The following is a 21622-nucleotide window of genomic DNA, read 5'->3' as shown; positions in this document are numbered from 1 at the left end:
CCGACAGAGGATTCAGATCCTTATGCGCGCTCGCCAGCCTATTAGTCTCTGCCTGACTTTGCGTGCTCCCTTGTCGAGTGTCCTTTTCCGTCCGGCTCCTCACTAATGTCTATTCGCGATATTTTCGGGTTGCCGATTTTTAGCTCGCGTTCAAACTTGGCCGTAAGCTCGTTCGCTTTTTCTACGCTTAGCGCGGGGTCGAGAGCACATTTCAGGATGACGTGCAGGCGTCCACCTCCGCGCTCGTCTGAATGCAGCACTGTGGGCCTGCGGACAAGCTTTATTCCGGGAAAACGTCTTGCGACGTGTTCTATGTAAGACTTGGTTTGCGTTCCCGTGCCGGACTTTTCATTGTAGACGACATCAACAACCGATTCCTCGTGGATAATCACTTCGGAAATGCTAGAATCCGCCTCCTTCAGCTTTTGCTCCAGTTGCATGGCAACGCGATGGGCTTCCTGTACTGTCATGCCTGCGCCAACCTCGAGGTGAAAGTCAATGCTGATTCTTCCGTCTTCGCCCACTACTACGTGGATGTTGTGCGCGCCTCTTGAGCCCGGTTGTTTCTCAGCGACATCCTTTACCAGCTTCCAGATCGATTCGTAGTCGGCGCCTCTGGGTTCTATGCGAAGCGACACCCTGGCATTAGGGAGGACGACCCTGACAGCCCTTTCAATTTCTTCGGAAACGGTATGCAGTTGCTCGAATGCGAGGGCCTGATGGAGCCAGAGATGGAGATGAACATTTGGCTTTTTTCTCGACCATGTTATGAAAATCTGACGGCAGTCGCTTACCGCTTTCACGGCCTCAACGCTCCTTTTTATGCGCCGCTGGATCTCCTTCTCTGACCGTTCAACCAGCGGAAGTGGCAATAGCGAGAATGCTTTCGCCTACTCGAAATATAAACATCCCAGTGAGCATGACGTGTTAGCGATTAACAAATCATCTAGTTGATTACTTGATGAATTGCCTGTTGGCGAATAAATGTGGAGGACTATCGATACCCTGCCCGCAACTATCAGGCTGCGGCAGAACCTTTATCCAGCTGCCTCTTGCTTGTCAGTACCTCTCGCTCGATCTCCCCGTCTCGCAAATAGACAATCCGGTCCGTGGCAGATGCCAGCTCGGCATTGTGCGTCACTACCACTATTGTCCTGTTATATCTCCCGGACAGCATCTTTAGGAGGTTGAATATTTCGTTGCCAGTCTTTGTATCAAGGTTCCCCGTGGGCTCGTCTGCCAGTATTATTGCGGGGTTATTCATCAGTGCCCTTGCGATTGCAACCCGTTGCTGCTCACCGCCACTAAGAGTTGTGGGCCTATATTGAGCCCGTTTCGCTATTCCCAGTATTCCTAACAGTTTCATCGCTCGGATGCGGCGCTCATCACTGTCCATCTCTGAAATCATGGCCGGCAGCTCAACATTTCTTAGAACAGTCGATCTGTTTACGAGATTGTATGATTGAAAAACAAATCCGATCAGCTTGTTTCGAACGGTCGCAAGTTCGTTGTCATTTAAAGAAAACAAGTCTTGGCCTCTGATTATGACCCTTCCTCCGGTCGGCCTATCAAGACCGCCGATAATGCTAAGCAGCGTGGACTTGCCGCTGCCAGAAGGTCCAACTATCGAGACAAGCTCTCCCTTTCTTATTGCAAGGTTGACATTATTGAGAGCAATAACTTGTCCCGCAGACGAGCGGTAAACCTTGGAAAGATTGACAGTCTGAAGCACAGCATCTGCACTTCGGAATTTCCCTGGACCTGCAGTACTGTCATTAGAAGTAAATTCGCTTTGCTGCCCAGTTATTATTTCCTCTTTGGGCTCTGGTCCAGAATCAACTGCGTCTGCTATCATCATAGCCTGATGTTTGTTTCTTTAGTATTTCAGAAGGCAGACTGCTTTGCAATGCAGTGCATGCAAGAACATTGACAAAAAAGGGTAATGGAATTCCGCGAAAATAGGCAGTTAAGCCTTATTTTACGAGGAATTGTTTTACCTGCGAGTAGGGGACGTTCAGTCTTACTTCGGCGCCATTGAATTCCTCGACTGCAGAGTGGGGAACGTTGTACTCTTTTTCAGAGGCAACGCCTTGAATTATTACCAAGTTCTTTTCGTCCACTTCTGCAACATTGCCCATGTCGACGCCGTCTCTTGACCTCACGTTCTTGTGAACTATTGCTTCCCAATTTGGTATAGGTTCAGACATTTCAATGGTCGAAGAGGCGCGACGATAGTTAAGCATGAGGAATGCAGTGCATTACAATGCAACCCATGGCTGCCAGACTGGCATGTGATAAGGCCGGATTAGATGCGTATTGCTACGAAGCATCAATGCTGTTGCATGAGTAGAATTCACAACGAAAAAAGCGTGCCTGCCCTAGAATATTGTGCGAAACTGGACATCCAGGCCGCGAGTCTGGTCTATTGTAAAGCGATACGACTCGCTCTTTGCGAGCGGGATAAACGAAAGAAAACTGTCAGCCTTACATAACGGGCACTCGTCTAGCAGCAGGCGACCCTCATTTGTCCTAGACACTGTTGCAGTCCATTGGCATGATTCGCAAATGACAAAAGCGCAACCATTGAGAATGACCGGCGCCTCTAGATCACATTCTTCGCCCTCAGTTTTCCACCTTCTCATTGCAGTTTCCACGGCTTTGGTCTGTTGTGCTGATTTACCCGCGGTATTTAACGAGATTGAATGCAGTGCATTCCACGGCATGCACGAATCTTTAGCAGCGTCCATTTTACGTGCCTTGACATTTCGTTTGTCGACGCGAGACGCAGCCTGACCTGACTCCGGCCTCTTCATAGAGCTGGCCGGCCCGGAGCCTTCGCTTTGCATTGCAGTGCAACCGAGATGCTTAATAGCAAATGAGCTGCTCAGCAAAGCCGACAATTAATGACTGAAATACAATTAACAAACTTGCCAATCAATGGTTATGATGCCGGCAAACTGTTAAACGCTCCGCAGGTGTGGTACAACTATTATCGTAACTGGTCTGAATTCGCGCAGAAATACGGTGAAGCAAACTTTGAGGCCACCATGCAGGCGCTGCAGACTGCCTTTACACCGGGCGCTAAGAAATCTATAGAAGACATACAAGGTTCCATGAGGGCTGCGTACGGCGCAAAGCTTTCTGAGCGGCTAAATGACGAAACCATGACAACAAGCTTGGCGTCGGCCGTGGATTCATGGGCCGATGTCCTAAACCTCATGGACCACAATCAAATTTCCCGGAGCTACTCTGATCTGCTTTCTTTTTTCAGCAGGCAGCTGGAGCCGTTTCGCGACACTGTCAACAGGACGCCATCAGAGGTGATCGAGATGGAAGGCAGGTTCAATCTGCTCCACTACAAGTCCAAGGTGGAACCGAAGCACAAGACTCCAATCCTCGTTATTTACTCGCTTATCAATCGCTACTATATCCTGGATCTTCTGCCAGAGAATAGCGTTATTAATAATCTCTTAAACCAAGGATTTGACATATACGCCACCGACTGGGGCACCCCCATGTCGTATGACAAGGACCTTACGCTCGAAAACTATTCTGAACAGTACGTTGGAAACGCCGTAAAAAAGATCAAAGAGATAACAGGCGCAGACAAGGTATCGCTATTTGGATATTGCTGGGGCGGCCTCTTTACTCTAGTCTATTCCGCAATGCACCCGGAAAATGTCAATGCTCTGATACTTCACGCCACACCCGTAGACATCCAAAAGGGTGCGACAATAATCGAGCACTGGACTTCGCATCTGGACGCGGACAATCTGGTCAAAGCCTGCGGCAACGTGCCTGGGTGGATTTTAAATGCGGCATTCCTCCTTCGAAATCCGGTCGAGGCGGCACTAAAGTATCCAAGGTACTTTAGCAGACCAAGAACTATTGAAGAAACCTTGGAATTTTTCTCTATCGAGGCGTGGCTATATGACAGCCCGCCTATCATTGGCGAGGTCTACCGAGAGATCGTAGACCAGGTATACAGGCAAAACCTCCTGATAAAGAACAAAATGCAGGTTGGCGGCAAGAATATAGACCTGTCAAAGGTTGCGATGCCAGTACTTGACATCGTGGGCAAGACAGACGACCTAGTACCTCCACAGTCAAGCAGGTCGGTTATCGATGTAATAGGAAGCAAGGACAAAAGGCTTATTGAATTTCCAATTGGACACGTTGGGTTGTGCACCAGTCAGCAAGCTCACGAAAAGCTGTGGCCAGAAGTGGGAAAATGGCTGGCCCAGAGAAGCTGACGTAGCTAGCCAAGACGAACAGCCAGCGCGAACGGTTCGACCAAGAACCGCGTTACAATGCAAGCTGCTGATGGTCAATGTATTTAATATGCGGCCAATTATCGCAACGCGTTGCTTTCCAAGGTTGCAGAAGGGGCCGCTGAGGCAGCCGCAATAAAGGACTCGAGCATAGTAGCGATATCTGGGTTCAACCTAGCCACAGCGCCGGAGCATCTGATACTGCAACTCTTTGACAGTTACACAAAGACCGGCCACCCATGCAACTTGTTCATAATTTCTGACGCTCTGCCGGCCATGCCCGGCCGAGCACTTGATTTCGTGGCAGAGAAATTGTATGCCGACCCAAATCAGAATTTCATGCGCGGCATGCTGATGCCTTTTCTCGGCTTCTCGCCATGGCTCCAAAAAATGGTCACCGACAACAGGATTGAATCATACGGCTGGCCGCTTGGGATAGCTGCCTACTGGTTCAGGGAAGTTGCGTCCGGGAGACCGGGCCTCATAACAAAGATAGGCCTTGAAACCTTTCTCGACCCGCGTCAGGATGGCGCTGCACTAAATGACAAGGCAAGCAAAAGCATAAGCCGGGAAGGACCGGCCAATCTGTCTGGCCACCATGCCCAGTCCTGCAGGGTCAGTCTTATAAATATCGAAGGCGAAGAGTTCCTCCTTTACCGGGCTCCAAAACCTGATTATGCGCTCATACGCGCTTCGGTCGCGGACGAAAACGGCAACCTATCAATGAGAGACGAAGGCATCAGAGGAACAACTCTGAGCATTGCACAGGCGGCAAAAGCCCGACCGAACTCGGGAAGGGTTATCGCGCAGGTCCGTTGGCTCACCCAGGCCGGTTCAATCGATCCTTGGGATGTGGATGTCCCGGGCCCGATTGTCGACTCGGTGGTGGTTTCCCCAAAACAGCACCACTGGCAGGGTGGCAGCATCGAATATGATCCCCGGATTTCTTATTCAGTTCTGCCGCCGATCACTGACGCGCTTGTGCGCGACATCTCCAGCGGAGGGACACCTCCAGCTGATTATGAAAAGGTAATCGCGAGAAGGGTGCTGCTGGAGTTGGTGAAAGTTCTAGAAGACAAGGGCAAGCCAGTGCTGGTAAATCTGGGGATAGGCATTCCAGCCTTTGTGTCGGCGGTGGCTGCCGAAGAGCACGTTACAGAGTTTATCATAACCGTTCTTGAGTCGGGTCCCTGGGGAGGATTGGCGCTGTCCGGCCCGGATTTTGGTCTGGCAATGAGCCCGTTTGCCCTTTCAACAATTCCGGACATGTTTTCAAATTTTGAAGGAGGGATAATCGACGCCGCCTCACTTGGATTTTTGCAAATTGACAGATTCGGCAACGTCAACCCATCGATGCTTCCAAACCGCGCCTTTGGACCCGGCGGATTTCCCGTAATCGCGGGCGGAGCGCCAAAGACGTACTTTGCCGGTGCCTTTACTGGAGGTCAGAGCAAAATAACGGTGGCTGCTGGAAAAGAGCTGAGAATAGAACAGGACGGTAATATTCGCAAATTTGTCGAATCAGTTTACAAGATTGTATTTAGCGGACACCAGGCCGTAAAGTTCGGAAAAGAAATACTCTATGTCACAGAGAGGGCAGTTTTTGGCTTGGGCAGGGACGGCATATCGCTCCTCGAGTTTGCGCCCGGGATTGATGTGGACAAGGACATCTTGCAAAAGATGGATTTTGCCCCGGTCAGAGACTCTCGTGCCATTGAGATGGACAAAAGGCTGTTTAAACAAGAAAAAACGAATATCCGCGAGGAAGTGCTTCGCACAATTCGCGCTTAGCTGAAAGGTAGCGATCTACGATATCGTTGTTCTACACACAACGTGGGTTATGCGAGTAACTATAGCTGCAACAAATCCAATCATGCTGGCCCTTGCTACGCCCAGCCTATCTCCTCGCTGTACTGGACAGCCTTTAGGATTCTAGCCTGGACTTCGTCCATGTCAATGTTTGCTTGCAGGTACTTGTTGAGGTCAGTCGGCGCAACGATTCCAACCGGGGTTGCCTTTGCGTTCCGGTCAACCACCAAGAGGTGCCTTACCTTGTTGCTTAGCATAATGTCTGCTGCGCCCTCGACAGTGGTTTGTGGATCGATGGTTGCTATTGGAGAGGACATTATGTCTCTTATGTAGACATCCTTTCCGCTTGATCCCTGAGCGCATATCCTGCAAACGAGATCGCGTTCTGTAACGATTCCGAGCGGCATTTCATCCTTGTTCTTCTTGTTGACCACAAGGAGCGAGCTGATTTTCTTATCACGCATCTTTCTTGCCGCTTCAAGTGAAGAAGCTGCTGCGTCTATAGTTTCCAGATTTCTTGACATTATAGCTTCTACTGAATTTTCCATGCCGGACAAAGTGGAGGCTTGCTATATAACCACGTAGAATGCACTGCATTGCAGAACAATCCAACAATGCTGTCTTCATCTGGCTAGCGGAGCGATGCTTGAAAGGAGGAGGAACGGCGCAAAGGCGCAGGTACTTCCAATTATGGAGCGTACGCTACCCGCTCGCCTCAATACTGTTCCAGACACACGATCGTTTCACCACAAGGTTTCACAAATCGCTGCAAGGAAAACGGGAGCATATGATGCGGCCAAGCAACTGATGCCCCTAGTTCAATGATAGCCAATTCGCTGTTGGCTGGTACATCAAGACAGAAGTGCTCCGCCGTCAACCACCACCTGACTTCCGGTCATGTACGAAGACATTTCCGAGGCAAGGAACAGTGCAACCTTTCCTATCTCGTCAGGTTCGCCCAGCCTGTGCATAGGGATCTTGGACATAAAGCCTTCAAGCATTTTGCCGGGGTCGATTCCTTGCGGTGCAGGCATTGACTGTTGCATGTCCTTTACGCCCGGGGTCAGTATGCCCCCTGGAGCAATCGCATTTACCGTGATGTTATGGGGTGCAACTTCCAGTGCAAGATTCTTCGTAAAGCCCCAGACTCCGTGTTTTGAAGCGTCATAGTGTGCAAGCCCGACTGAAGAGGGATGGAGCGCATCAATGGAAGTGATATTGATTATCTTGCCTCCGCTGCCCTGCTTTATCATCTGTTCCACGGCGTACTTGGAGCAAAGGAAAACGCCCTTTAGGTTCACCGCAAGGACGCGCTCAAAATCCTCACTGGTCATTTTCAATACAGGAATCGACGGATATATCCCAGCATTGTTGACCAGGATGTCCAAGCCACCATATGCTGAGACAGTCTCGCTCACCATCCTCTTGGCGTCCGTTTCTTTCGAAACGTCGGCAACTACTGACTTGGCATGCCATCCTCTCTTGGTCAAGTCATTTGCAGTGACATCCGCTTGGTCTCCTAACAGGCTGGCAACGACTACATTAGCGCCGGCCTCTGCTAGCCGATAAGCAATTCCATACCCTATTCCGACAGCGCCAGTGACAATCGCCGTCTTGCCTGAGAGGTCGATCAGATCCTTTATGGATTTTAGCAGCATGGATAAGGTTCACCGGTCGCCCAAAGAGACAGCAGAGTCGACTGATAAGCCGGCCACGTACTGCGGATAAGAAATCCTGTCAAACCTCTTCTATACCCCTGCCTACCCGTTGCCCAAAGAAAATCCAAGGAGGGGGCTACCTCTGGTGCGCCAGAGCCAGAAGCTCATCCAGCGTTGGCGCCTCTACCACCAACTGGCCTTTCATCATGGGTTCGTGGTATATGCAATAGTACGTCCACACTCCTGTCTGATTTGCAATAAAGTTGATGGTTGCGTTCTGACCGCCGTTAAGAACGACATTCATCGCATAGGGTTTGCCGTCTATTGAAAATGAATGCCTGTCTGTTGGCTTATCCTCGACGTTGAAGAAGTGTATTGTAACGTTGTCGCCCTTCTTGACAACGAGTGTACTTGTAGTGAACATGTCTGCTGGCAGCAGCACCTTTGTTTCGTTAATCTTGGTGTTGTCCATGTTTGCGATCCAGAATTCCCGGTTTACGCCTTTGTACCTGGTTGCGTCAGCGGGCTTGTTTGAAATCGCAGCTACTGCGATAGATAGAACCAAAACAACAGAGATTGCAGCTGCAATCACGAGCCCATAATTTTTAAGTGTCCTGCTTGTCGACATCTGCAGTCATGCTCTCCGTCTTTAGGATATATCGTGTAGGATTGTTCTGCAATGCAGTGCATTCACTTCCCCGCAAGGCTTGCCGCTACGCTCTACTGCCGGTTAGCGCAAGTCGAGTTAGAGCCGGTATCCCTGCCCGGTTTTTGCGATCACTCAAACGTGATGAGTAGATCTCCCAGCTTTACGTGTTCGCCCTTTGATGTCTTTATCTGTGCTACTCGGCCCTTGAAGGGTGCCTTTATCTGGTTCTCCATCTTCATGGCCTCAAGCACCAAAAGCAACTGACCTTTCTTTACTTCGCTCCCCTGCGCCACTGCGACCTCGACAACCTGTCCGCTCATCGGAGCCCTCAGTTCGCGTTCTGCATCTCCTTCCGCCTGGTCTGTTTTTGTGACAAGGTATACCATGCCATTTACGATAAGAAAAGGCTGGTCGCCTTCCTGTGCAAAATCGAGAAAATACTTCTCGCCACCGATCAAGAGCGCGTCTCCATCCTTGCTTGATTCAAACGTGATTTCCTTGCCGTTCACTCGCGCCCTGCCATCAGAAAGTACCTCAATATCGTAATCGGTGTCATTGACCTGGAGTTTCAGGTATCTGACCTCCATTTCTGCCCAAAGCTATCCGATCTTGCCGTCACTGCCTCAAAGAGTGCCGCTCCGTGCCAAGCATCGGCTGTGTGCATTGGCCGCGTCCCAGCCGCGGCCGATTCTGCGCTGCCTTTGCGCAATCTCCTTGGAAGCACAGCAAATAACGCAGCTGCCTTTTCGCCGCTCTTGACAGAATACGGCTTTAGATCCGAAACGAAGGACGTGTCGTAATTTCCCTGCAGAAATCGGCTGTCGTTGAGGGCCGACAGGTGGAATGGTATCGTTGTAGGCACTCCGGTTATTCTAGTCGAAATTAACGCCTCTCTCATTGTCTGAATCGCTTGTCCTCTGTCTGCCGCATGGCATATCAGCTTGGCTATAAGAGAGTCATAGTATGGCGGAATGGAATACCCGCTGTAAAGCGCCGTATCAATCCTCACAGACTTGTCGCCGCTTGCAGTACCTGACAAGGGTGGAACAAACTTTTCAACAACACCCGGAAACGGGGCAAAGGTCATCGGGTGCTCTGCGTTTAGCCTGCACTCTATTGCATGCCCGTGAAAGCTGACATCGCCCTGCTTGAACGCAATTCCGTCGCCGGAGGCGATTCGCAGCTGTTGTTCAACAATGTCTACACCAGTAACCATTTCTGTAATCGGATGCTCGACTTGAATCCTTGAGTTCAGCTCCATGAAATAGAACGCACCGCCCTTGAACAGAAACTCGACGGTCCCTGCATTGTCGTATTTCATTTTTGCTGCAATCGCCGTGGCGGTTTCAAGCAATTTTGCCCGATTGTCCGGGGTAAGCGCTGCCGAAGGTGTCTCCTCTATCAGCTTCTGATGCCTGCGCTGCACCGAGCACTCCCGCTCGCCCAGATTGATGGCTCCGCCATTTTCGCCGGTTTTGCTATCACCGAGAATCTGCACCTCGATGTGCCTTGGGTTCTCAAGGTACTTCTCGATATAGACACGGCCGGACCCGAAACTTATCAGTGCCTCGTCGCGAGATGAGGCAAATGCCTGCTTAAGCTCCTCTGCCGAATAGACAGTCCGCAGGCCCCTCCCGCCGCCCCCTTTTACTGCCTTTACTATTATCGGAAAACCTATCTTTTCCGCAAACCCGAGTGCCTCTGATTCATTCGATACTTCCTTCCCGGGCAACACAGGCGCTATTGAGGAAGCAACTTCCCTTGCCCTTGCCTTGTCGCCTGATAGCTCCAGAGTCGATGAGGACGGCCCAATGAACGTAAACCCTGACCGCTCGCAGGAAGCCGCAAAGCTGGAATTTTCCGCAAGAAAGCCGTATCCCGGGTGTATCATCTCGCAGCCAAGCTTTGTCGCGGCATCGATCACCTTGTCAACGCGTAGATAGCTCTCGGTGGGTGTGAATCCCCCGATACTAATCGCCTCCTGGCAGGACTTGATGTGAAGCGAGTCCTTGTCGGCTTCAGAGTAAATGCCGCATGGGGAGTAGCCGAGCCTGTTGCAAGTTCGCGCCACGCGCAGAACAATCTCACCTCTGTTTGCAATAAGGACTCTTTTCTTGGTCAAGCGACTCACTGTAGAGGAAGTTGGCTTAAAAGTCATGGCTATGTACCAATTAGAAACTTAAGGTAAAGTCGCCCGACCCCTACAGCGGAATGTTGCCGTGCTTTCTCTTTGGAAGGCTTTCCCGCTTTCTGTAAATTGACCTTAATGCAGAGATTAGGCGCGGCCGTGTTTCCCTTGGCTCGATAACCATGTCAATGTATCCTCTGGAGGCAGCTACGTATGGACTTGAGAACCTGTCCCTGAACTCGTTTACAAGTTCTGCCTTCTTTGAAACCGGGTCGTTTGCCTGCATTATTTCTTTTTTGAAGATAATATTGGATGCCCCCTCCGGACCCATTACCGCAATCTCGGCTGACGGCCACGCAAAGTTATAGTCCGCGCCAATGTGCTTGCTGTTCATAACGCAGTAGGCTCCGCCATATGCTTTGCGAGTAATTACTGTCAGCCTGGGCACAGTCGCCTCCGAGAACGCGTAAAGCAGCTTTGCGCCATGCCTGATTATTCCGCCCCATTCCTGTCCCGTGCCCGGAAGAAACCCCGGCACATCGACCATTGCCAGCAGCGGAATGTTAAAGCAGTCGCAGAATCGTACAAACCGCGCTGCCTTTTCGCAGGACTCAATGTCCAGCACCCCTGCAAGCGCCTCGGGATTATTCGCGACGACGCCTATTGGGTATCCGTCAAGCCGTGCAAACCCGACGATTATGTTTTTTGCCCAGTGTTTCTGCACCTCAAGAAATTCCCCTCTGTCAACTATGTGCCGGATGACCGAACCCCCCATGTCATACGGCTTGTTGGGGCTATCTGGCATGACTGAATTGAGCTCGTCGTCCTGCCTCTGCGGATCGTCATTTGGCGCGGCCCTCGGCGGTTCCTCCAAGTTATTTGAAGGAATAAAGGAGAGCAGCTTGCGGCAGATGCTGAAGCACTCCTGTTCGTCTTCGGCGATAAAATGCGCCACGCCGCTTTTCTCGTTGTGAACGTGTGCTCCACCAAGCTCGGTAAAGCTCACGTCTTCCTTTGTAACCTCCTTTACCACCTCCGGCCCGGTGACAAACATGAAAGCTGACCTGGTCATGATGATAAAGTCGGTGATTGCAGGCGAGTAGACGGCGCCGCCTGCGCAGGGTCCCATTATAAGAGAGATCTGCGGCACGACACCGGATGACCTGACGTTTCGGTGAAATATTTCCGCATAGCCTGCAAGGCTCATGATGCCTTCTTGGATTCGGGCGCCTCCTGAGTCGTTAATGCCGACAACCGGCACGCCTTGCTTTAAGGCCAAGTCCATTACTTTGCAGACCTTGGAAGCAAAGCCCCAGCCAAGCGAACCCCCAAACACGGTAAAGTCGTGTATGAATGAATAGACGAGCCTGCCGTCGATATTGCCATAGCCTGTCATCACCCCGTCTCCGAGAACCTTCTTCTTATCCATCCCAAAGTCGCTGCAGTCATGAAGCACGAACTGGTCAAGCTCCACAAAGGTCTCCGGGTCAAACAGCAGGTTCGCGCGGTCCGGAGCTGTCATTTTTCCTTTTTTTCTTTGCTCCTCCTGCTTTTCGTGTCCCCCTCCAAGCAGGTGTTCTTCTCTCTTCCGGGCAAGGTCGCCAAAGCTCATAGGGCTGCTTGCAGTCCCAAGCGTAAAAAAACTTTTCAAAAGCGCCACCGGAAAGTGCGTAGCACTGCAATGCAGTGCATACCCGCGCCTTAAGTAGGCGTTCGCCGGAATTCGTGCATGGCAAGAAATGAAGATTCAACGTCTAATTTGCCAAAGAGCATAATCACTATTAGCAACGAGCAGATGGTCCAGAAATACTTTCGGCTCATAAGTCAGAAGGATGTGCGTGGCCTGCTTGATTTGTTCTCTGAAGACGCGGTACTCTACGAGCCTTTTAGCAATGTACCTGATGGTCTGCATGGCAAGACTGCAATCGAAAACTTCCTCCGGATCGCGGTGATGGCCAATGCGGGCATGAAAAGAACCATCAAGCTGACTGAAAACACTGATGACTCTATAACAGCCGTCGTAACTTTTGAGCGTGGGGATGAGATAACCGGCAGATTTGCCTTCCATTTTGTTACCGACGAGACAGGCAAGAATATCAGAGAGCTAAGAATACGATTCAAGGAATAAACACCAAGGGCTCATATCCTTACCGCAACCTAGGCAGGTTGCGGAGTGCCTCCGAAATAAGACCATCCAGGAGCGTTCTGCACTCGGAATGATGGCTTATGCCGGGAATCAAGGAACTAGGATTCGTAATTGTAATATCCTAGCGATCTGACACTGGATCTAGTGTCCTCTGCAAATGGTAACTTTAAGCAACAAAGAGACGGGTTTTGTATTACACTTTGCACCAGCGACCGCATGAAGGGCTGGTATTAGCGCCATGTCCACACGAGAGACAAAGAGCCTGACCTTTAGGCTAGATGATTCTGTTCTAGGCGAGCTGCAAAAGGAGGCGGATCAGCGAGAAATCTCGCTCAATGTCTTGACAAACCAAATCCTCCGACGCTATTCAGAGTGGGACAGGTATGAAAACAAGATTGGCATGATGCCGGTGCCGAAGGTAATGCTCTCTACTCTGATTGACAGGACAATTTCCGTCGCAAAGGAAAACGGCCTAAAGGACAAGGACATTGCAGGATATAGGGAGCTCTTTACGAAAGAAGCAGCAAAGGCTGCGCTTGACTTGATGAAAGATTCCGTTCTTTTGATGAAAAAAAGCTATAATCTCTGGACAGTGTTAGCAGTATTGCAAGAGTACATGAAAGTCTCCGGCATAAACTCTGATCACAAGATTGAGGCTGGCGGCAAACATGTCTTTATCATACAGCACGAGCTCGGGCAGAACTGGTCTGAATTTACGGCGCAGTTGATAAAGATGATTTTTGAAGAACTGGCAAACGTCCGGGCAAATGTCATGTCCACGCCGAACACTGTCGTTGCCGAGGTTGTGCTCTAGCCGCGGTGGCTTGCGCCCTGTTGCCAAACAGCACCGAACCAGAATTCGGTATTTAGGAGCTGGTGGCTACGTCAAAGGCTGCTGCTCTTTGGATACCTGCTCTTTTCGAGGCGCATACTTGACAAAGAGAGCAGTATCCGAAAATTCCGTGCCAACAATGTCTGCATATTCCTGGATAAGCATCTTGTACGTTTCACCCTTGAATTTCGTAAAGTTCGGGCCGAGAAATCCGAACCTCATAATCAGCACGTAATTTTCAGTTTCCGGTTCCTTGCTAATCTCGAATTCAAACTTGTTTGCCTTTGCAAATGACTTTATGAGTTCAAGATAGCCATTCAATGAGGGCTTGCCGTATTCAAGCAGCGCACCATCCTTGTACCGAACAGCGTTTGCATGAGCCGCATGCATTATCTGCTCATCGGTCAGCCTGCTAAACGCAATCCTGATAGTGTCCCTTGACACAAGTATGTGACCCATGCGCTTGGATAGGATGTATGTATGAAGGTATTCTGCGAGCATCTCGTTGATTATTTTGGAAATTGAAAGTTCTGAATCAGCGCTGGCGAACTTTATTTTCGTTAATGCGCGGTAGATTTCCTTATCCAAAGTAAAGTCTCGGAGAGGCATGCCGCCGTCAGCGCTCATTCAATTTCTATTCCAATACTCATTCGCTTCGTGTCTATATTACCCTTATTGGCAGAAAAGCCAGCGTCCATCTTCAAATTAGGTCGCAGGGATAGAGTTCTGAACTTCATGCCGCCGTTCTTGCGATCGTGTGAGCGCTTGGGATGAAATGGCTTGAGCCATAGCGAAAAGTAACAAAGGTTGTGTGTTCCGCCGCTGTATTTTTGCCATGCACTGTACACCTAGTGCTTAAGAGTCAGCTTGCTCCCTTGGCCTTTGATGTCTACATCGGAACTAATCTACAGGGAATACGATACGGTCGTGTCTGACCTGAATTCCGAGTACAAGAACATCGATCCGTTTCTGCTTATCAAATCTGCAATGCTTGCCAGGAAATATCCCACCGAGAAGAAACAGCACTTCTGGCTCGAATTGCAATACAAAGAGAATACTAACACCGATGAAAAGAGCGCAATGATTTTCTCGCAAGTTGGCAGATTCCCATTGTATCATGGACACTTTCATTTTGTAATAGACTTTGATGGTACTCTCGATACGCTGTTGGCACTATCCGACGACAGCGACCTTGTCCGAGTTTCAGGCGACGTATTTCCAATTTCCGCCTGAACGGACGCCGTCTCTTTTCGCCTTACGCTGTTCAAGCTGTCATGAGCCGCTTAATGCATCTCGACCGGAAACAAACATCAGATTGCCAGAAATGCTCTTCATCTGAATCTACAGATGAAGGCCGTTTAGGGAGCTATGTAATGTAGCTATCTTCGGGCTCAGTTGGAGATTCTTCTTCGACCCACGGGGTGTGTTCAGTGAACGACGCAGTAAGAAGCGCAGTGCAGACATCCCAAGACGTTATGATTGCGTCACCGCATTTGACATAGGGGTGCTCCATGGAGTTCATAATGTAGCAGAGCTCGCTAAAACTGGTCTCGGGCTGCACCGACTCTACGGTTTCAAGGTCAAGCTGGTCAACAGGAATCTCAAAGAAATTGTCAATATCCTTCTGAGAGTTCAGGAGCTTGGCTATCGAGGCAAGTATGAGCCGGTCGCTGAGGTAAGTTGAGGTACCCTCAAGCAAAAGCTTTCGGGTCCTGTTTTGAAACATTACCTCAAGAATATTCCCCAAGTTTGAATCCCTCTCAAATGTGATCGCCTTCTTTTTGGAAATAGAATCCACCGTGAAATCAAAGTTATACCGTGTACCGACCTCTAGCATCCTCCTCGCCGATAGGGACGAAAAATCGCCATATTCGTTTGGAACGATGGCAAAGGCGCGACCCAGTCGTCGCCAAGTCTCGATCACTCCTCCAAGGGTAGAGTCTTTGTTTTCAATTCTAAAGAGATCACGAAACATGATCTCGGAGACGCTCGTCTCGTATAGCGCATTCTTGGATGGATTTTTTCGCAGGTAGCTGAGGATGTCAAATCCACCAATTATCCCAACGGGGGCGAATTCATCGTCGCGTACAACTATCGAATCAATTACAGACTCTAGGTACTGCGCGCACATGATGGTCGCCACCCAGGCGTCTCTGCGGTGGCTGATGTTAACGCATGATACTCGCGTCAAGTCGCTCCCAAACGCGTCCCCTATCGTTAGCTCGCTTGCCCTCTGTCCCAAGCTAAGCGGAGTTGAGGTCATCGCTGCGAATGACAAATCGGATGTATTATTTAGCGACGACCGTTGCACTGCATTGCAAAGCATTGCAACTCTCCGGCGATCGCGGTCCTGTTTTCAAAAATGCAGCAATATCGCCAATATGTTTTAGATAGGGAGACGCGCTAGTAATTGTGGAGACTCCTGGTCGAATGACTCAGATCGATATGGCTACCGTCAGTGTCCTGCTAAAAGACCCCCGGATAATTAGAATGGTTAGCATCCTTGACATCGCCAGCCTCTCGATCCTCGAATTGCTAGAATACGAAATTTCAAGATCCGACATCAACCATGCGCTTGCAAATGGTGTGATAGAAATTGACAAGTCAACGCTGCCCGCAGCCGAGGAGTCAAGCTCGCACTCGTCTGCCGAGAATATGCTTGTCGCAGGCGATCTTTATTTCAAGTTCCTTAATAGCAAGGTCCGCCTCACCGAGCTCGGCAGGTACATCCTCTCTAGCCTAAGGGGCGAGGAACAGGAATGGGAAGTACTTGACAAGGCTCGCCAGATGGTCGGACCGGAAACGTTTTCTCCGCCAGACTTTCAGCATGGACCGGGTTGAAACCTACATTCTCCCTGGCTCCCAGGCCACATCTGGAACTGATTTTCCCCTTTGGTATAGCGGCTACTTTACAATCAAAACCGGAAATCCCCCGTGGCTGATTACACCGTGAGAGACACTGCCTAGGAGCATTTGTTTGAAAGATCCGAGCCCCCTGCTTCCCATTACGATTAGCAGATCGGACTGGCTCTGGGTTCCCGAACTCGCCTTCTCTTCCCCAGCCACCTCCAGAATGACTTTCACCGGGTGCCCGTTTCTGACAAGACCTCTTGGTCTAACGCCGTATTGTTTCTCTGCTTTGTGAAGCAAACCTTCTATGTACTGGTCCATGCCCTCCTCTGCCACCTTCTGGAGTTCATACCTGGGAAAGTATGATTCTGTCATGGCGGGAATGTCCTCAACAACTGCCAGAAGGATTACCTGAGCCGAAATTGCCTTGGCGAGCCTCAATGCACAATCAAACGCCCTGTCCGCGTTGTCTGACCTGTCGACTGGCACCAATACCTTTGAGAACAGCAAAGGCCTATCCTGTCCGGCGAGAGCTGCGCTTTTGCTCTCTATTGTTGTCATTTTATTCTAGCACTAACCTGGATGAGATGGGTCATACTATACACGGCAGGACATCTTTCCTCTGCCATTCTGAGAATCTCTTCAAGCCTGCCCTTGTCCGCGTTCTCTGCGCTTGCCTCTATGTCAAACCTAATGCCCTCAGTGATTGGATCTTCAGAGATGTCAAAGGTCTTGGAGAAATTGATTTTGCATTCCGTATTTACGCTTAATTTCGTTAGCTTGATCCCGTGCATTGCCGCGACTGAAGCAAAGGTGCTGATAAAACAAGAAGTAATTCCGGCGACGCAGTATGCCATGGGACCAAGCCTGTTGCCATTGCCGCCAAGAAACGACGGCGAGTCGATTTCGACTACCTGCTTGCCCTTCTCAAACGACATCTCGCTCCTGAACTGGAAAGGCGTTGATGGGTCGAGAATCCAGTCGCCGTGCAGCTTGACCGGCCTTCTCAAGGTCGATCTGTCCTTCACGCCCGATTCAATCGTTGCCGAGGTCTTTTGCAAATCCACATGGTTCAGGATATTTTCGGTCATGCTATTTAACACCACAGCCCTCCGTTAAAGAGATTCCCAGAAATGTTTCAGCATTTTGTGGTGGTTAAATCCCGCTCAGCTCGTTAGTGGAAAGACCATGAGGTGAATGCCATACGAGTTATAGGCTGAATCAGAAAGATAGTCGGACTGAAGGTTTGCCTTGAGCGTTGTATGCGGCTGCCAGCCAGACTGGAGAATGGACGTTCCGATCTGAGTGTCAAGTGGACCAACCTGCGGATTTGCACCATGTCTATTTATCAGGGCGGACTTCTTTTGCAACGCACTGCATTACAGAGAAATCTGACAGCATAATAACGGATGCAGTGAATCTCTACAACAATGAAACACAAATCACAGCTTGACCGCCATCCGCTGGATACAGAAGAGGTCAAGAACCTTGACCTTGACGAGCAGCCAAAGCCGACCAAGAAATTAGGAAGCCCAGGCCTTCCGTCGGTCGAAACCTCCCAGAACCATAAGAGACTCAAAGGCGTCACAAAGAAGAGATAAAGCTCGTTCCAAGCCACCTTGAATTTATTTTGATTCCTGCGAGCCCCCGGTTTTCGCAGTTTTGCGTACTTTCAATAGAATATGATATCCTTCAAAAAATTGCTCGAATGAGCTGATAAAAAAGTAGCGGGCCGGCCACTCGCCTCAAACAAGGTAGGGCGCTGCTTCCCTCTACTACTTTACCTCAACCTTCGTTGATTCTGTTTCTCCCTTGGTTGGAACCTTCTTTGGCAGGTCGAGTTTCAAGATGCCGTTCTCAAGCTTTGCAGAAACTTTTGAAGGGACTATTTCTTCAGGAACTGGAATATTTCGGTAGAACGACCTGAAAATTCTCTCGGTGTATACGTACTTTTTGCCCTTGTCTTCTGTCTTCTCGGAATGCTTGGCTGAAACCTCGACAGAATACTTTGTTGCCTTGATGTCTACCTTGTCCTTGTCAATTCCAGGAAGCTCTGCCAGGACTTCATATCGGTCGCCCCTGTCCGTCAGCTCGTACATCGCAGTGCGCATATCCCTTGCCTCGAACATTGACGGGAAGCTCCAGTCCATGGGAAAGCTCCAGGGCCTTGCCATCATTCTCTCCATGTCCTTCCTGAAATTGTCGAACATCGTGTCAAATCTCCTCGGGGTAATGCCGCTTTCCTCTTCTCGGTCCTTTCTTTCGCTGCTTGATGCAGACATATCAAATTCTAATCCGACAGAGATTATTTAAGTAGATGGAATGCAGTGCACTAGCTAGCATTCTGCTAGTTTGTGTCAGTCTCACCAGGCGGGGCTAGGAATAAGAATGGTTGCAGCCATACCCGGGATGCTAGTTGGATTCCGATCCGCCGAAGAACGAACGAGACAAGCTTTTGACTGATTACAACGCAATCATTAGGGAAAGTTCGCTTCTCATCGCGTTCACCGGAATCCTCTTTGGTTTTTTGCTGAACATCTCTATTGCTTATACTGATAGACTCACGCCCATTGACAGGATTCTGGTAATGATAGCAATAATTTCCATTACGGTTGCAATTTCGCTCTTTATCCTGCCGGTAATTTATCACCATGTTGAATATCCCTACAGAGACCTCGAGAAATTCAAAAGGCGTGCACATCGCTTCATGCTTTACGGGTTTGTTCCAACAGGCCTTACCCTGTACATGAGTCTGGCAATAGCGCTTTCATCTTTTCTGGGCTACGCTTCACTTGCAATCGGTTTGGTGCCGTTTGTTCTCGTTTACTTGCTTTACTTGAAGAGTAAGTGAGACGCTTAATAGCAAAGGGCCCAATTACCGCCCCCGCGTCAGGATCGCGAAAACTTTTGCGTTCCTTCGGTTATGTGTGAAAGTTCAATTGCAATCCATTCTTTGCGTTGGATGACAAGCAACTTACACTTAGCAGCAAGTACCATCAAGCTTGCTAATCCTTTTCACCTGGCGCGGACTGCGTTAAGGATAACAGCCACATCCAGAATTTCCTGAAGCATCGCGCCCAGCGCGGGCGGGATTGCCCCGGTGCTTGCAACCGCCATCAAAAATATACTGACTCCAAGACCAATGAATATGCTCTGCTTTGCAATTGAAATCGTCCTCTGGCTTATCCTCATCACGTCAGCGACCTTAGTCACGTCGTCGACAAGCAGGACAATGTCTGCAGATTCTGCCGAGATCGCGGTCCCCTTGGCACCCATGGCGATGCCAACAGTCGCTGTTGCGAGAGCCGGCGCATCATTGATGCCGTCGCCGACCATCACAATGTCGCGATAGACCTCCTTCAGCTTTTTTACGGATGAGACCTTGTCCTGCGGAAGCAGGTCCCACTCTGCTCTTTCAATTCCCGCATTGCGCGCTATGGTTACTGCGTTTCTCTCATTGTCGCCAGTAAGCAACACCGTCTCTCTAACACCCATGAGGTGCAGATCGTTTATCATTTTGCGTACCCCCGGTCTTATTGTATCGCCAAAGACAATCGCTCCTTCTAAATTGTCGTTTATGCTGACATAGGCCAGCATGCTGCCGTCAGCAGGGACAGATTCCAGCCTGCCAATAGTCCTGAGCTGCTGATTGACCTCAGCCGCATTAAAATTCTCTTCGAATAGCTGCCTTGAACCTACCTTCACGAATTCGCCGTTTACTCTGCCCTGCACACCTGCGCCTGGAATTTCAGTGAAATCCGAGGGAATCTGCAGTGTCCTGAATTTCTCAAATCCCTTGGCCGCAAGGACGCGAGCTGCAGGATGCGAAGAAAGCTGCTCAACGCTTGAGGCCTTGAAAAGAAGATCGTCTGATGTTCGTTTGCCTAGCGGAAGTACAGCGGTAACTGAAAGAGAGCCGGAAGTAATGGTGCCGGTCTTGTCAAAGACTACCAATTCGGCCTTGCCAACCTGCTCTATCGCTGCTCCGTGTTTTATGATAATTCCGTGCTTTGCGGCGCGATTTATGCCGCTGATTATTGCAACCGGTGTCGCAAATATCAGCGCGCAGGGCGTAGCAACGACAAGTACTGACAGGATTGTTTCAACGCGGCCGGTAACAAGATACCCGACAAGCGCGACTGCTACGGTGATTGGCGTGAACCAAACGGCGTATTTACTTGCAAGCCTCTGAAGAGGCGCCTTATCTTGCTGAGCCTTCCGAACAAGCTCTACGATCTTTGCGTACTGGCTTTCGCTGCTGGGCTTTTCAGCCTCTATTTCTATTACGCTCTGGGTATTGACAGTGCCGCTAAACACTCCGTCGCCTGCTGTTTTTGCTTTAGGAAGCGGCTCTCCTGTAAGCGAAGATTCGTCTATCAGTGTTGCCCCGCTGATTATCCGGCCGTCGACTGGGATCAAGTCGCCCTGCCTGATTAACAGGATGTCGCCTATCCTAACATCCTCGACTGCTATGTCTTTAATTGCACCATTGCCTTTTCTGTGGGCCAGCCTTGGCGATCGTGCAAGAAGCACATCAAGCGATGACGACGCTCTGCCAAATGCATAGTCTTCAAGTGCCTTCCCACCAGTCTGCATAAGTACAATGACTACCCCTGGAAAGCCGTCATTTAGCAGGAGGGCGGCGATTATGGCAAGCGTGGCGACGATGTCGGATGCAAAGTGCTTACTGGCAATCCCTTTCGCGGTTTCCCAGACGACGGGGACGCCGCCAATAACAAGGGTGGCAAGCCAAATCCACTGGGCCTGCTCCGAGAGCCCAAGTCCCCATTGGAGTACCGTGCCGACGACAAGACCAATGAAACTGAAGACCGGCATAGGGTACCTGCGCACAAATGCACTGACCTTTTTGGTAATGCTTGCTTGGGCCGGCGGTGCCTCCACCTCTGATGTCTGGTTCAGGTAAGACTTCAGATTAGACTTAGCCCTATCCAAGCGGGTTGACGCAGACCCTTCTCTGACCAATACTTAAAACAAGGAGACAATGGTGCTTAATACTTCCGCGTGCAGTGCATTGCAAAGAAATCTCCATGTTCTAATATGTAATCGCAGATTGACGCTTATGGCACTTGAACCAACAGGTAATAATCCTGCAGGAGCAAAGGAACCACAGCCAACAAGGGAAATAGTGCTGGCCAGGTGGTCCACAAGGTTCTGGGCATGGCTTGTCGATTTTATCATAGTAACCGTGGCATTTGAGGTTCTCTTTGCAATAGTCTATGCCCCGCTTGCATTTCTCCAGGGAATTGACGGAAGCCCGG

At 50.0% G+C, this 21622-nt stretch carries 26 protein-coding genes; 9 read left to right on the top strand and 17 right to left on the bottom strand.

Going from position 1 to position 21622, the window contains the following annotated elements; translation table 11 throughout:
* Window positions 1-41: 41 nt before the first annotated feature.
* From ABI361_08125 to ABI361_08110, 4 genes are all read right to left on the bottom strand, one after another.
* Complete coding sequence (locus ABI361_08125; protein MEO9320622.1) at window positions 42-872, bottom strand: cation transporter dimerization domain-containing protein; 831 nt, start codon at window positions 870-872, stop codon at window positions 42-44.
* 146 nt (window positions 873-1018) lie between these two features.
* Window positions 1019-1858 (bottom strand): ABC transporter ATP-binding protein, encoded by an 840-nt coding sequence (locus ABI361_08120; protein MEO9320621.1) that lies wholly within the window; start codon window positions 1856-1858, stop codon window positions 1019-1021.
* A 115-nt stretch (window positions 1859-1973) separates the two neighbouring features.
* Window positions 1974-2207: a DUF2171 domain-containing protein gene (locus ABI361_08115; GenBank protein MEO9320620.1), complete on the bottom strand. Its 234-nt coding sequence runs from the start codon at window positions 2205-2207 to the stop codon at window positions 1974-1976.
* A 171-nt stretch (window positions 2208-2378) separates the two neighbouring features.
* Complete coding sequence (locus ABI361_08110) at window positions 2379-2846, bottom strand: hypothetical protein (GenBank protein ID MEO9320619.1); 468 nt, start codon at window positions 2844-2846, stop codon at window positions 2379-2381.
* Window positions 2847-2903: 57 nt separating this feature from the next.
* Between ABI361_08110 and ABI361_08105 the strand changes: the two genes are divergently transcribed.
* Together ABI361_08105 and ABI361_08100 are read left to right on the top strand one after the other, a co-directional pair.
* On the top strand, window positions 2904-4253 hold the full coding sequence (locus ABI361_08105; protein MEO9320618.1) for an alpha/beta fold hydrolase: 1350 nt from the start codon (window positions 2904-2906) through the stop codon (window positions 4251-4253).
* A gap of 111 nt (window positions 4254-4364) precedes the next feature.
* A complete protein-coding gene (locus tag ABI361_08100) occupies window positions 4365-6062 on the top strand; it encodes a CoA-transferase (protein ID MEO9320617.1) in 1698 nt (565 codons plus the stop codon).
* 95 nt (window positions 6063-6157) lie between these two features.
* Here ABI361_08100 and ABI361_08095 read toward each other — a convergent pair whose 3' ends face one another.
* The 6 genes from ABI361_08095 to ABI361_08070 form a co-directional block, all read right to left on the bottom strand.
* A complete protein-coding gene (locus ABI361_08095) occupies window positions 6158-6628 on the bottom strand; it encodes a CBS domain-containing protein (GenBank protein ID MEO9320616.1) in 471 nt (156 codons plus the stop codon).
* A 303-nt stretch (window positions 6629-6931) separates the two neighbouring features.
* Window positions 6932-7738, bottom strand: a complete 807-nt coding sequence (locus ABI361_08090; protein MEO9320615.1) for an SDR family NAD(P)-dependent oxidoreductase — start codon at window positions 7736-7738, stop codon at window positions 6932-6934.
* A gap of 136 nt (window positions 7739-7874) precedes the next feature.
* Window positions 7875-8366, bottom strand: coding sequence for a cupredoxin domain-containing protein (locus ABI361_08085; GenBank protein ID MEO9320614.1), 492 nt, complete (start codon window positions 8364-8366; stop codon window positions 7875-7877).
* A 149-nt stretch (window positions 8367-8515) separates the two neighbouring features.
* The gene (locus ABI361_08080) at window positions 8516-8974 is read right to left on the bottom strand and encodes a biotin/lipoyl-containing protein (protein MEO9320613.1); all 459 of its coding nucleotides are present in this window, start codon (window positions 8972-8974) and stop codon (window positions 8516-8518) included.
* Window positions 8956-10518, bottom strand: a complete 1563-nt coding sequence (locus ABI361_08075) for a biotin carboxylase N-terminal domain-containing protein (protein ID MEO9320612.1) — start codon at window positions 10516-10518, stop codon at window positions 8956-8958. Before ABI361_08075 ends, ABI361_08080 begins: the two co-directional genes overlap by 19 nt.
* A gap of 70 nt (window positions 10519-10588) precedes the next feature.
* The gene (locus tag ABI361_08070) at window positions 10589-12127 is read right to left on the bottom strand and encodes a carboxyl transferase domain-containing protein (protein ID MEO9320611.1); all 1539 of its coding nucleotides are present in this window, start codon (window positions 12125-12127) and stop codon (window positions 10589-10591) included.
* A 117-nt stretch (window positions 12128-12244) separates the two neighbouring features.
* On the opposite strand from ABI361_08070, the gene ABI361_08065 reads away from it, so the two are divergent.
* Together ABI361_08065 and ABI361_08060 are read left to right on the top strand one after the other, a co-directional pair.
* Entirely contained in the window at window positions 12245-12643 is a 399-nt protein-coding gene (locus ABI361_08065; GenBank protein MEO9320610.1) for a nuclear transport factor 2 family protein, read from the top strand.
* A gap of 256 nt (window positions 12644-12899) precedes the next feature.
* Window positions 12900-13475, top strand: coding sequence for a hypothetical protein (locus ABI361_08060; protein ID MEO9320609.1), 576 nt, complete (start codon window positions 12900-12902; stop codon window positions 13473-13475).
* 66 nt (window positions 13476-13541) lie between these two features.
* Here ABI361_08060 and ABI361_08055 read toward each other — a convergent pair whose 3' ends face one another.
* The gene (locus tag ABI361_08055; GenBank protein MEO9320608.1) at window positions 13542-14120 is read right to left on the bottom strand and encodes a hypothetical protein; all 579 of its coding nucleotides are present in this window, start codon (window positions 14118-14120) and stop codon (window positions 13542-13544) included.
* Window positions 14121-14378: 258 nt separating this feature from the next.
* On the opposite strand from ABI361_08055, the gene ABI361_08050 reads away from it, so the two are divergent.
* Entirely contained in the window at window positions 14379-14726 is a 348-nt protein-coding gene (locus ABI361_08050) for a hypothetical protein (protein MEO9320607.1), read from the top strand.
* 133 nt (window positions 14727-14859) lie between these two features.
* Here the strand turns inward: ABI361_08050 and ABI361_08045 are convergent, their stop codons facing one another.
* Window positions 14860-15756, bottom strand: coding sequence for a hypothetical protein (locus ABI361_08045; protein ID MEO9320606.1), 897 nt, complete (start codon window positions 15754-15756; stop codon window positions 14860-14862).
* A 167-nt stretch (window positions 15757-15923) separates the two neighbouring features.
* Between ABI361_08045 and ABI361_08040 the strand changes: the two genes are divergently transcribed.
* Window positions 15924-16334 carry a hypothetical protein gene (locus tag ABI361_08040; GenBank protein ID MEO9320605.1) on the top strand — a complete coding sequence of 137 codons (411 nt, stop codon included), beginning with the start codon at window positions 15924-15926 and terminating at the stop codon, window positions 16332-16334.
* 63 nt (window positions 16335-16397) lie between these two features.
* Here the strand turns inward: ABI361_08040 and ABI361_08035 are convergent, their stop codons facing one another.
* The 3 genes from ABI361_08035 to ABI361_08025 form a co-directional block, all read right to left on the bottom strand.
* Complete coding sequence (locus tag ABI361_08035; protein MEO9320604.1) at window positions 16398-16904, bottom strand: universal stress protein; 507 nt, start codon at window positions 16902-16904, stop codon at window positions 16398-16400.
* Window positions 16901-17410, bottom strand: a complete 510-nt coding sequence (locus tag ABI361_08030; GenBank protein MEO9320603.1) for an OsmC family protein — start codon at window positions 17408-17410, stop codon at window positions 16901-16903. Before ABI361_08030 ends, ABI361_08035 begins: the two co-directional genes overlap by 4 nt.
* Before the next feature lie 99 nt (window positions 17411-17509).
* A complete protein-coding gene (locus tag ABI361_08025) occupies window positions 17510-17713 on the bottom strand; it encodes a hypothetical protein (GenBank protein MEO9320602.1) in 204 nt (67 codons plus the stop codon).
* A 60-nt stretch (window positions 17714-17773) separates the two neighbouring features.
* On the opposite strand from ABI361_08025, the gene ABI361_08020 reads away from it, so the two are divergent.
* A complete protein-coding gene (locus ABI361_08020; protein ID MEO9320601.1) occupies window positions 17774-17944 on the top strand; it encodes a hypothetical protein in 171 nt (56 codons plus the stop codon).
* Window positions 17945-18118: 174 nt separating this feature from the next.
* On the opposite strand, the gene ABI361_08015 is transcribed toward ABI361_08020, so the two are convergent.
* On the bottom strand, window positions 18119-18625 hold the full coding sequence (locus tag ABI361_08015) for an Hsp20/alpha crystallin family protein (protein MEO9320600.1): 507 nt from the start codon (window positions 18623-18625) through the stop codon (window positions 18119-18121).
* A gap of 134 nt (window positions 18626-18759) precedes the next feature.
* On the opposite strand from ABI361_08015, the gene ABI361_08010 reads away from it, so the two are divergent.
* Window positions 18760-19194, top strand: a complete 435-nt coding sequence (locus ABI361_08010) for a DUF6328 family protein (GenBank protein ID MEO9320599.1) — start codon at window positions 18760-18762, stop codon at window positions 19192-19194.
* A 164-nt stretch (window positions 19195-19358) separates the two neighbouring features.
* On the opposite strand, the gene ABI361_08005 is transcribed toward ABI361_08010, so the two are convergent.
* On the bottom strand, window positions 19359-21296 hold the full coding sequence (locus ABI361_08005) for a heavy metal translocating P-type ATPase (GenBank protein MEO9320598.1): 1938 nt from the start codon (window positions 21294-21296) through the stop codon (window positions 19359-19361).
* 127 nt (window positions 21297-21423) lie between these two features.
* Here ABI361_08005 and ABI361_08000 point away from each other — a divergent pair.
* Window positions 21424-21622 (top strand): hypothetical protein (locus tag ABI361_08000; GenBank protein MEO9320597.1); only part of this gene is annotated, 199 nt, incomplete at its 3' end.

The sequence above is a fragment of the Nitrososphaera sp. genome (assembly GCA_039938515.1).
In the GTDB taxonomy this organism is placed as follows: Archaea; Thermoproteota; Nitrososphaeria; order Nitrososphaerales; family Nitrososphaeraceae; genus Nitrososphaera.
The sequence above is the reverse complement of the archived record's forward strand: the minus strand, read 5'-3'. Positions and strand labels throughout refer to the sequence as shown.

Coding starts and splice junctions, on each gene's coding strand:
- ABI361_08120 (MEO9320621.1), bottom strand. CDS start 1,858: ATGATGATAGCAGACGCAGTTGATTCTGGACCAGAGCCCAAAGAGGAA.
- ABI361_08115 (MEO9320620.1), bottom strand. CDS start 2,207: ATGTCTGAACCTATACCAAATTGGGAAGCAATAGTTCACAAGAACGTG.
- ABI361_08110 (MEO9320619.1), bottom strand. CDS start 2,846: ATGCAAAGCGAAGGCTCCGGGCCGGCCAGCTCTATGAAGAGGCCGGAG.
- ABI361_08105 (MEO9320618.1), top strand. CDS start 2,904: ATGACTGAAATACAATTAACAAACTTGCCAATCAATGGTTATGATGCC.
- ABI361_08095 (MEO9320616.1), bottom strand. CDS start 6,628: ATGGAAAATTCAGTAGAAGCTATAATGTCAAGAAATCTGGAAACTATA.
- ABI361_08090 (MEO9320615.1), bottom strand. CDS start 7,738: ATGCTGCTAAAATCCATAAAGGATCTGATCGACCTCTCAGGCAAGACG.
- ABI361_08085 (MEO9320614.1), bottom strand. CDS start 8,366: ATGTCGACAAGCAGGACACTTAAAAATTATGGGCTCGTGATTGCAGCT.
- ABI361_08080 (MEO9320613.1), bottom strand. CDS start 8,974: ATGGAGGTCAGATACCTGAAACTCCAGGTCAATGACACCGATTACGAT.
- ABI361_08070 (MEO9320611.1), bottom strand. CDS start 12,127: ATGAGCTTTGGCGACCTTGCCCGGAAGAGAGAAGAACACCTGCTTGGA.
- ABI361_08065 (MEO9320610.1), top strand. CDS start 12,245: ATGGCAAGAAATGAAGATTCAACGTCTAATTTGCCAAAGAGCATAATC.
- ABI361_08060 (MEO9320609.1), top strand. CDS start 12,900: ATGTCCACACGAGAGACAAAGAGCCTGACCTTTAGGCTAGATGATTCT.
- ABI361_08055 (MEO9320608.1), bottom strand. CDS start 14,120: ATGAGCGCTGACGGCGGCATGCCTCTCCGAGACTTTACTTTGGATAAG.
- ABI361_08050 (MEO9320607.1), top strand. CDS start 14,379: ATGTCTACATCGGAACTAATCTACAGGGAATACGATACGGTCGTGTCT.
- ABI361_08045 (MEO9320606.1), bottom strand. CDS start 15,756: ATGACCTCAACTCCGCTTAGCTTGGGACAGAGGGCAAGCGAGCTAACG.
- ABI361_08040 (MEO9320605.1), top strand. CDS start 15,924: ATGACTCAGATCGATATGGCTACCGTCAGTGTCCTGCTAAAAGACCCC.
- ABI361_08035 (MEO9320604.1), bottom strand. CDS start 16,904: ATGACAACAATAGAGAGCAAAAGCGCAGCTCTCGCCGGACAGGATAGG.
- ABI361_08020 (MEO9320601.1), top strand. CDS start 17,774: ATGAAACACAAATCACAGCTTGACCGCCATCCGCTGGATACAGAAGAG.
- ABI361_08015 (MEO9320600.1), bottom strand. CDS start 18,625: ATGTCTGCATCAAGCAGCGAAAGAAAGGACCGAGAAGAGGAAAGCGGC.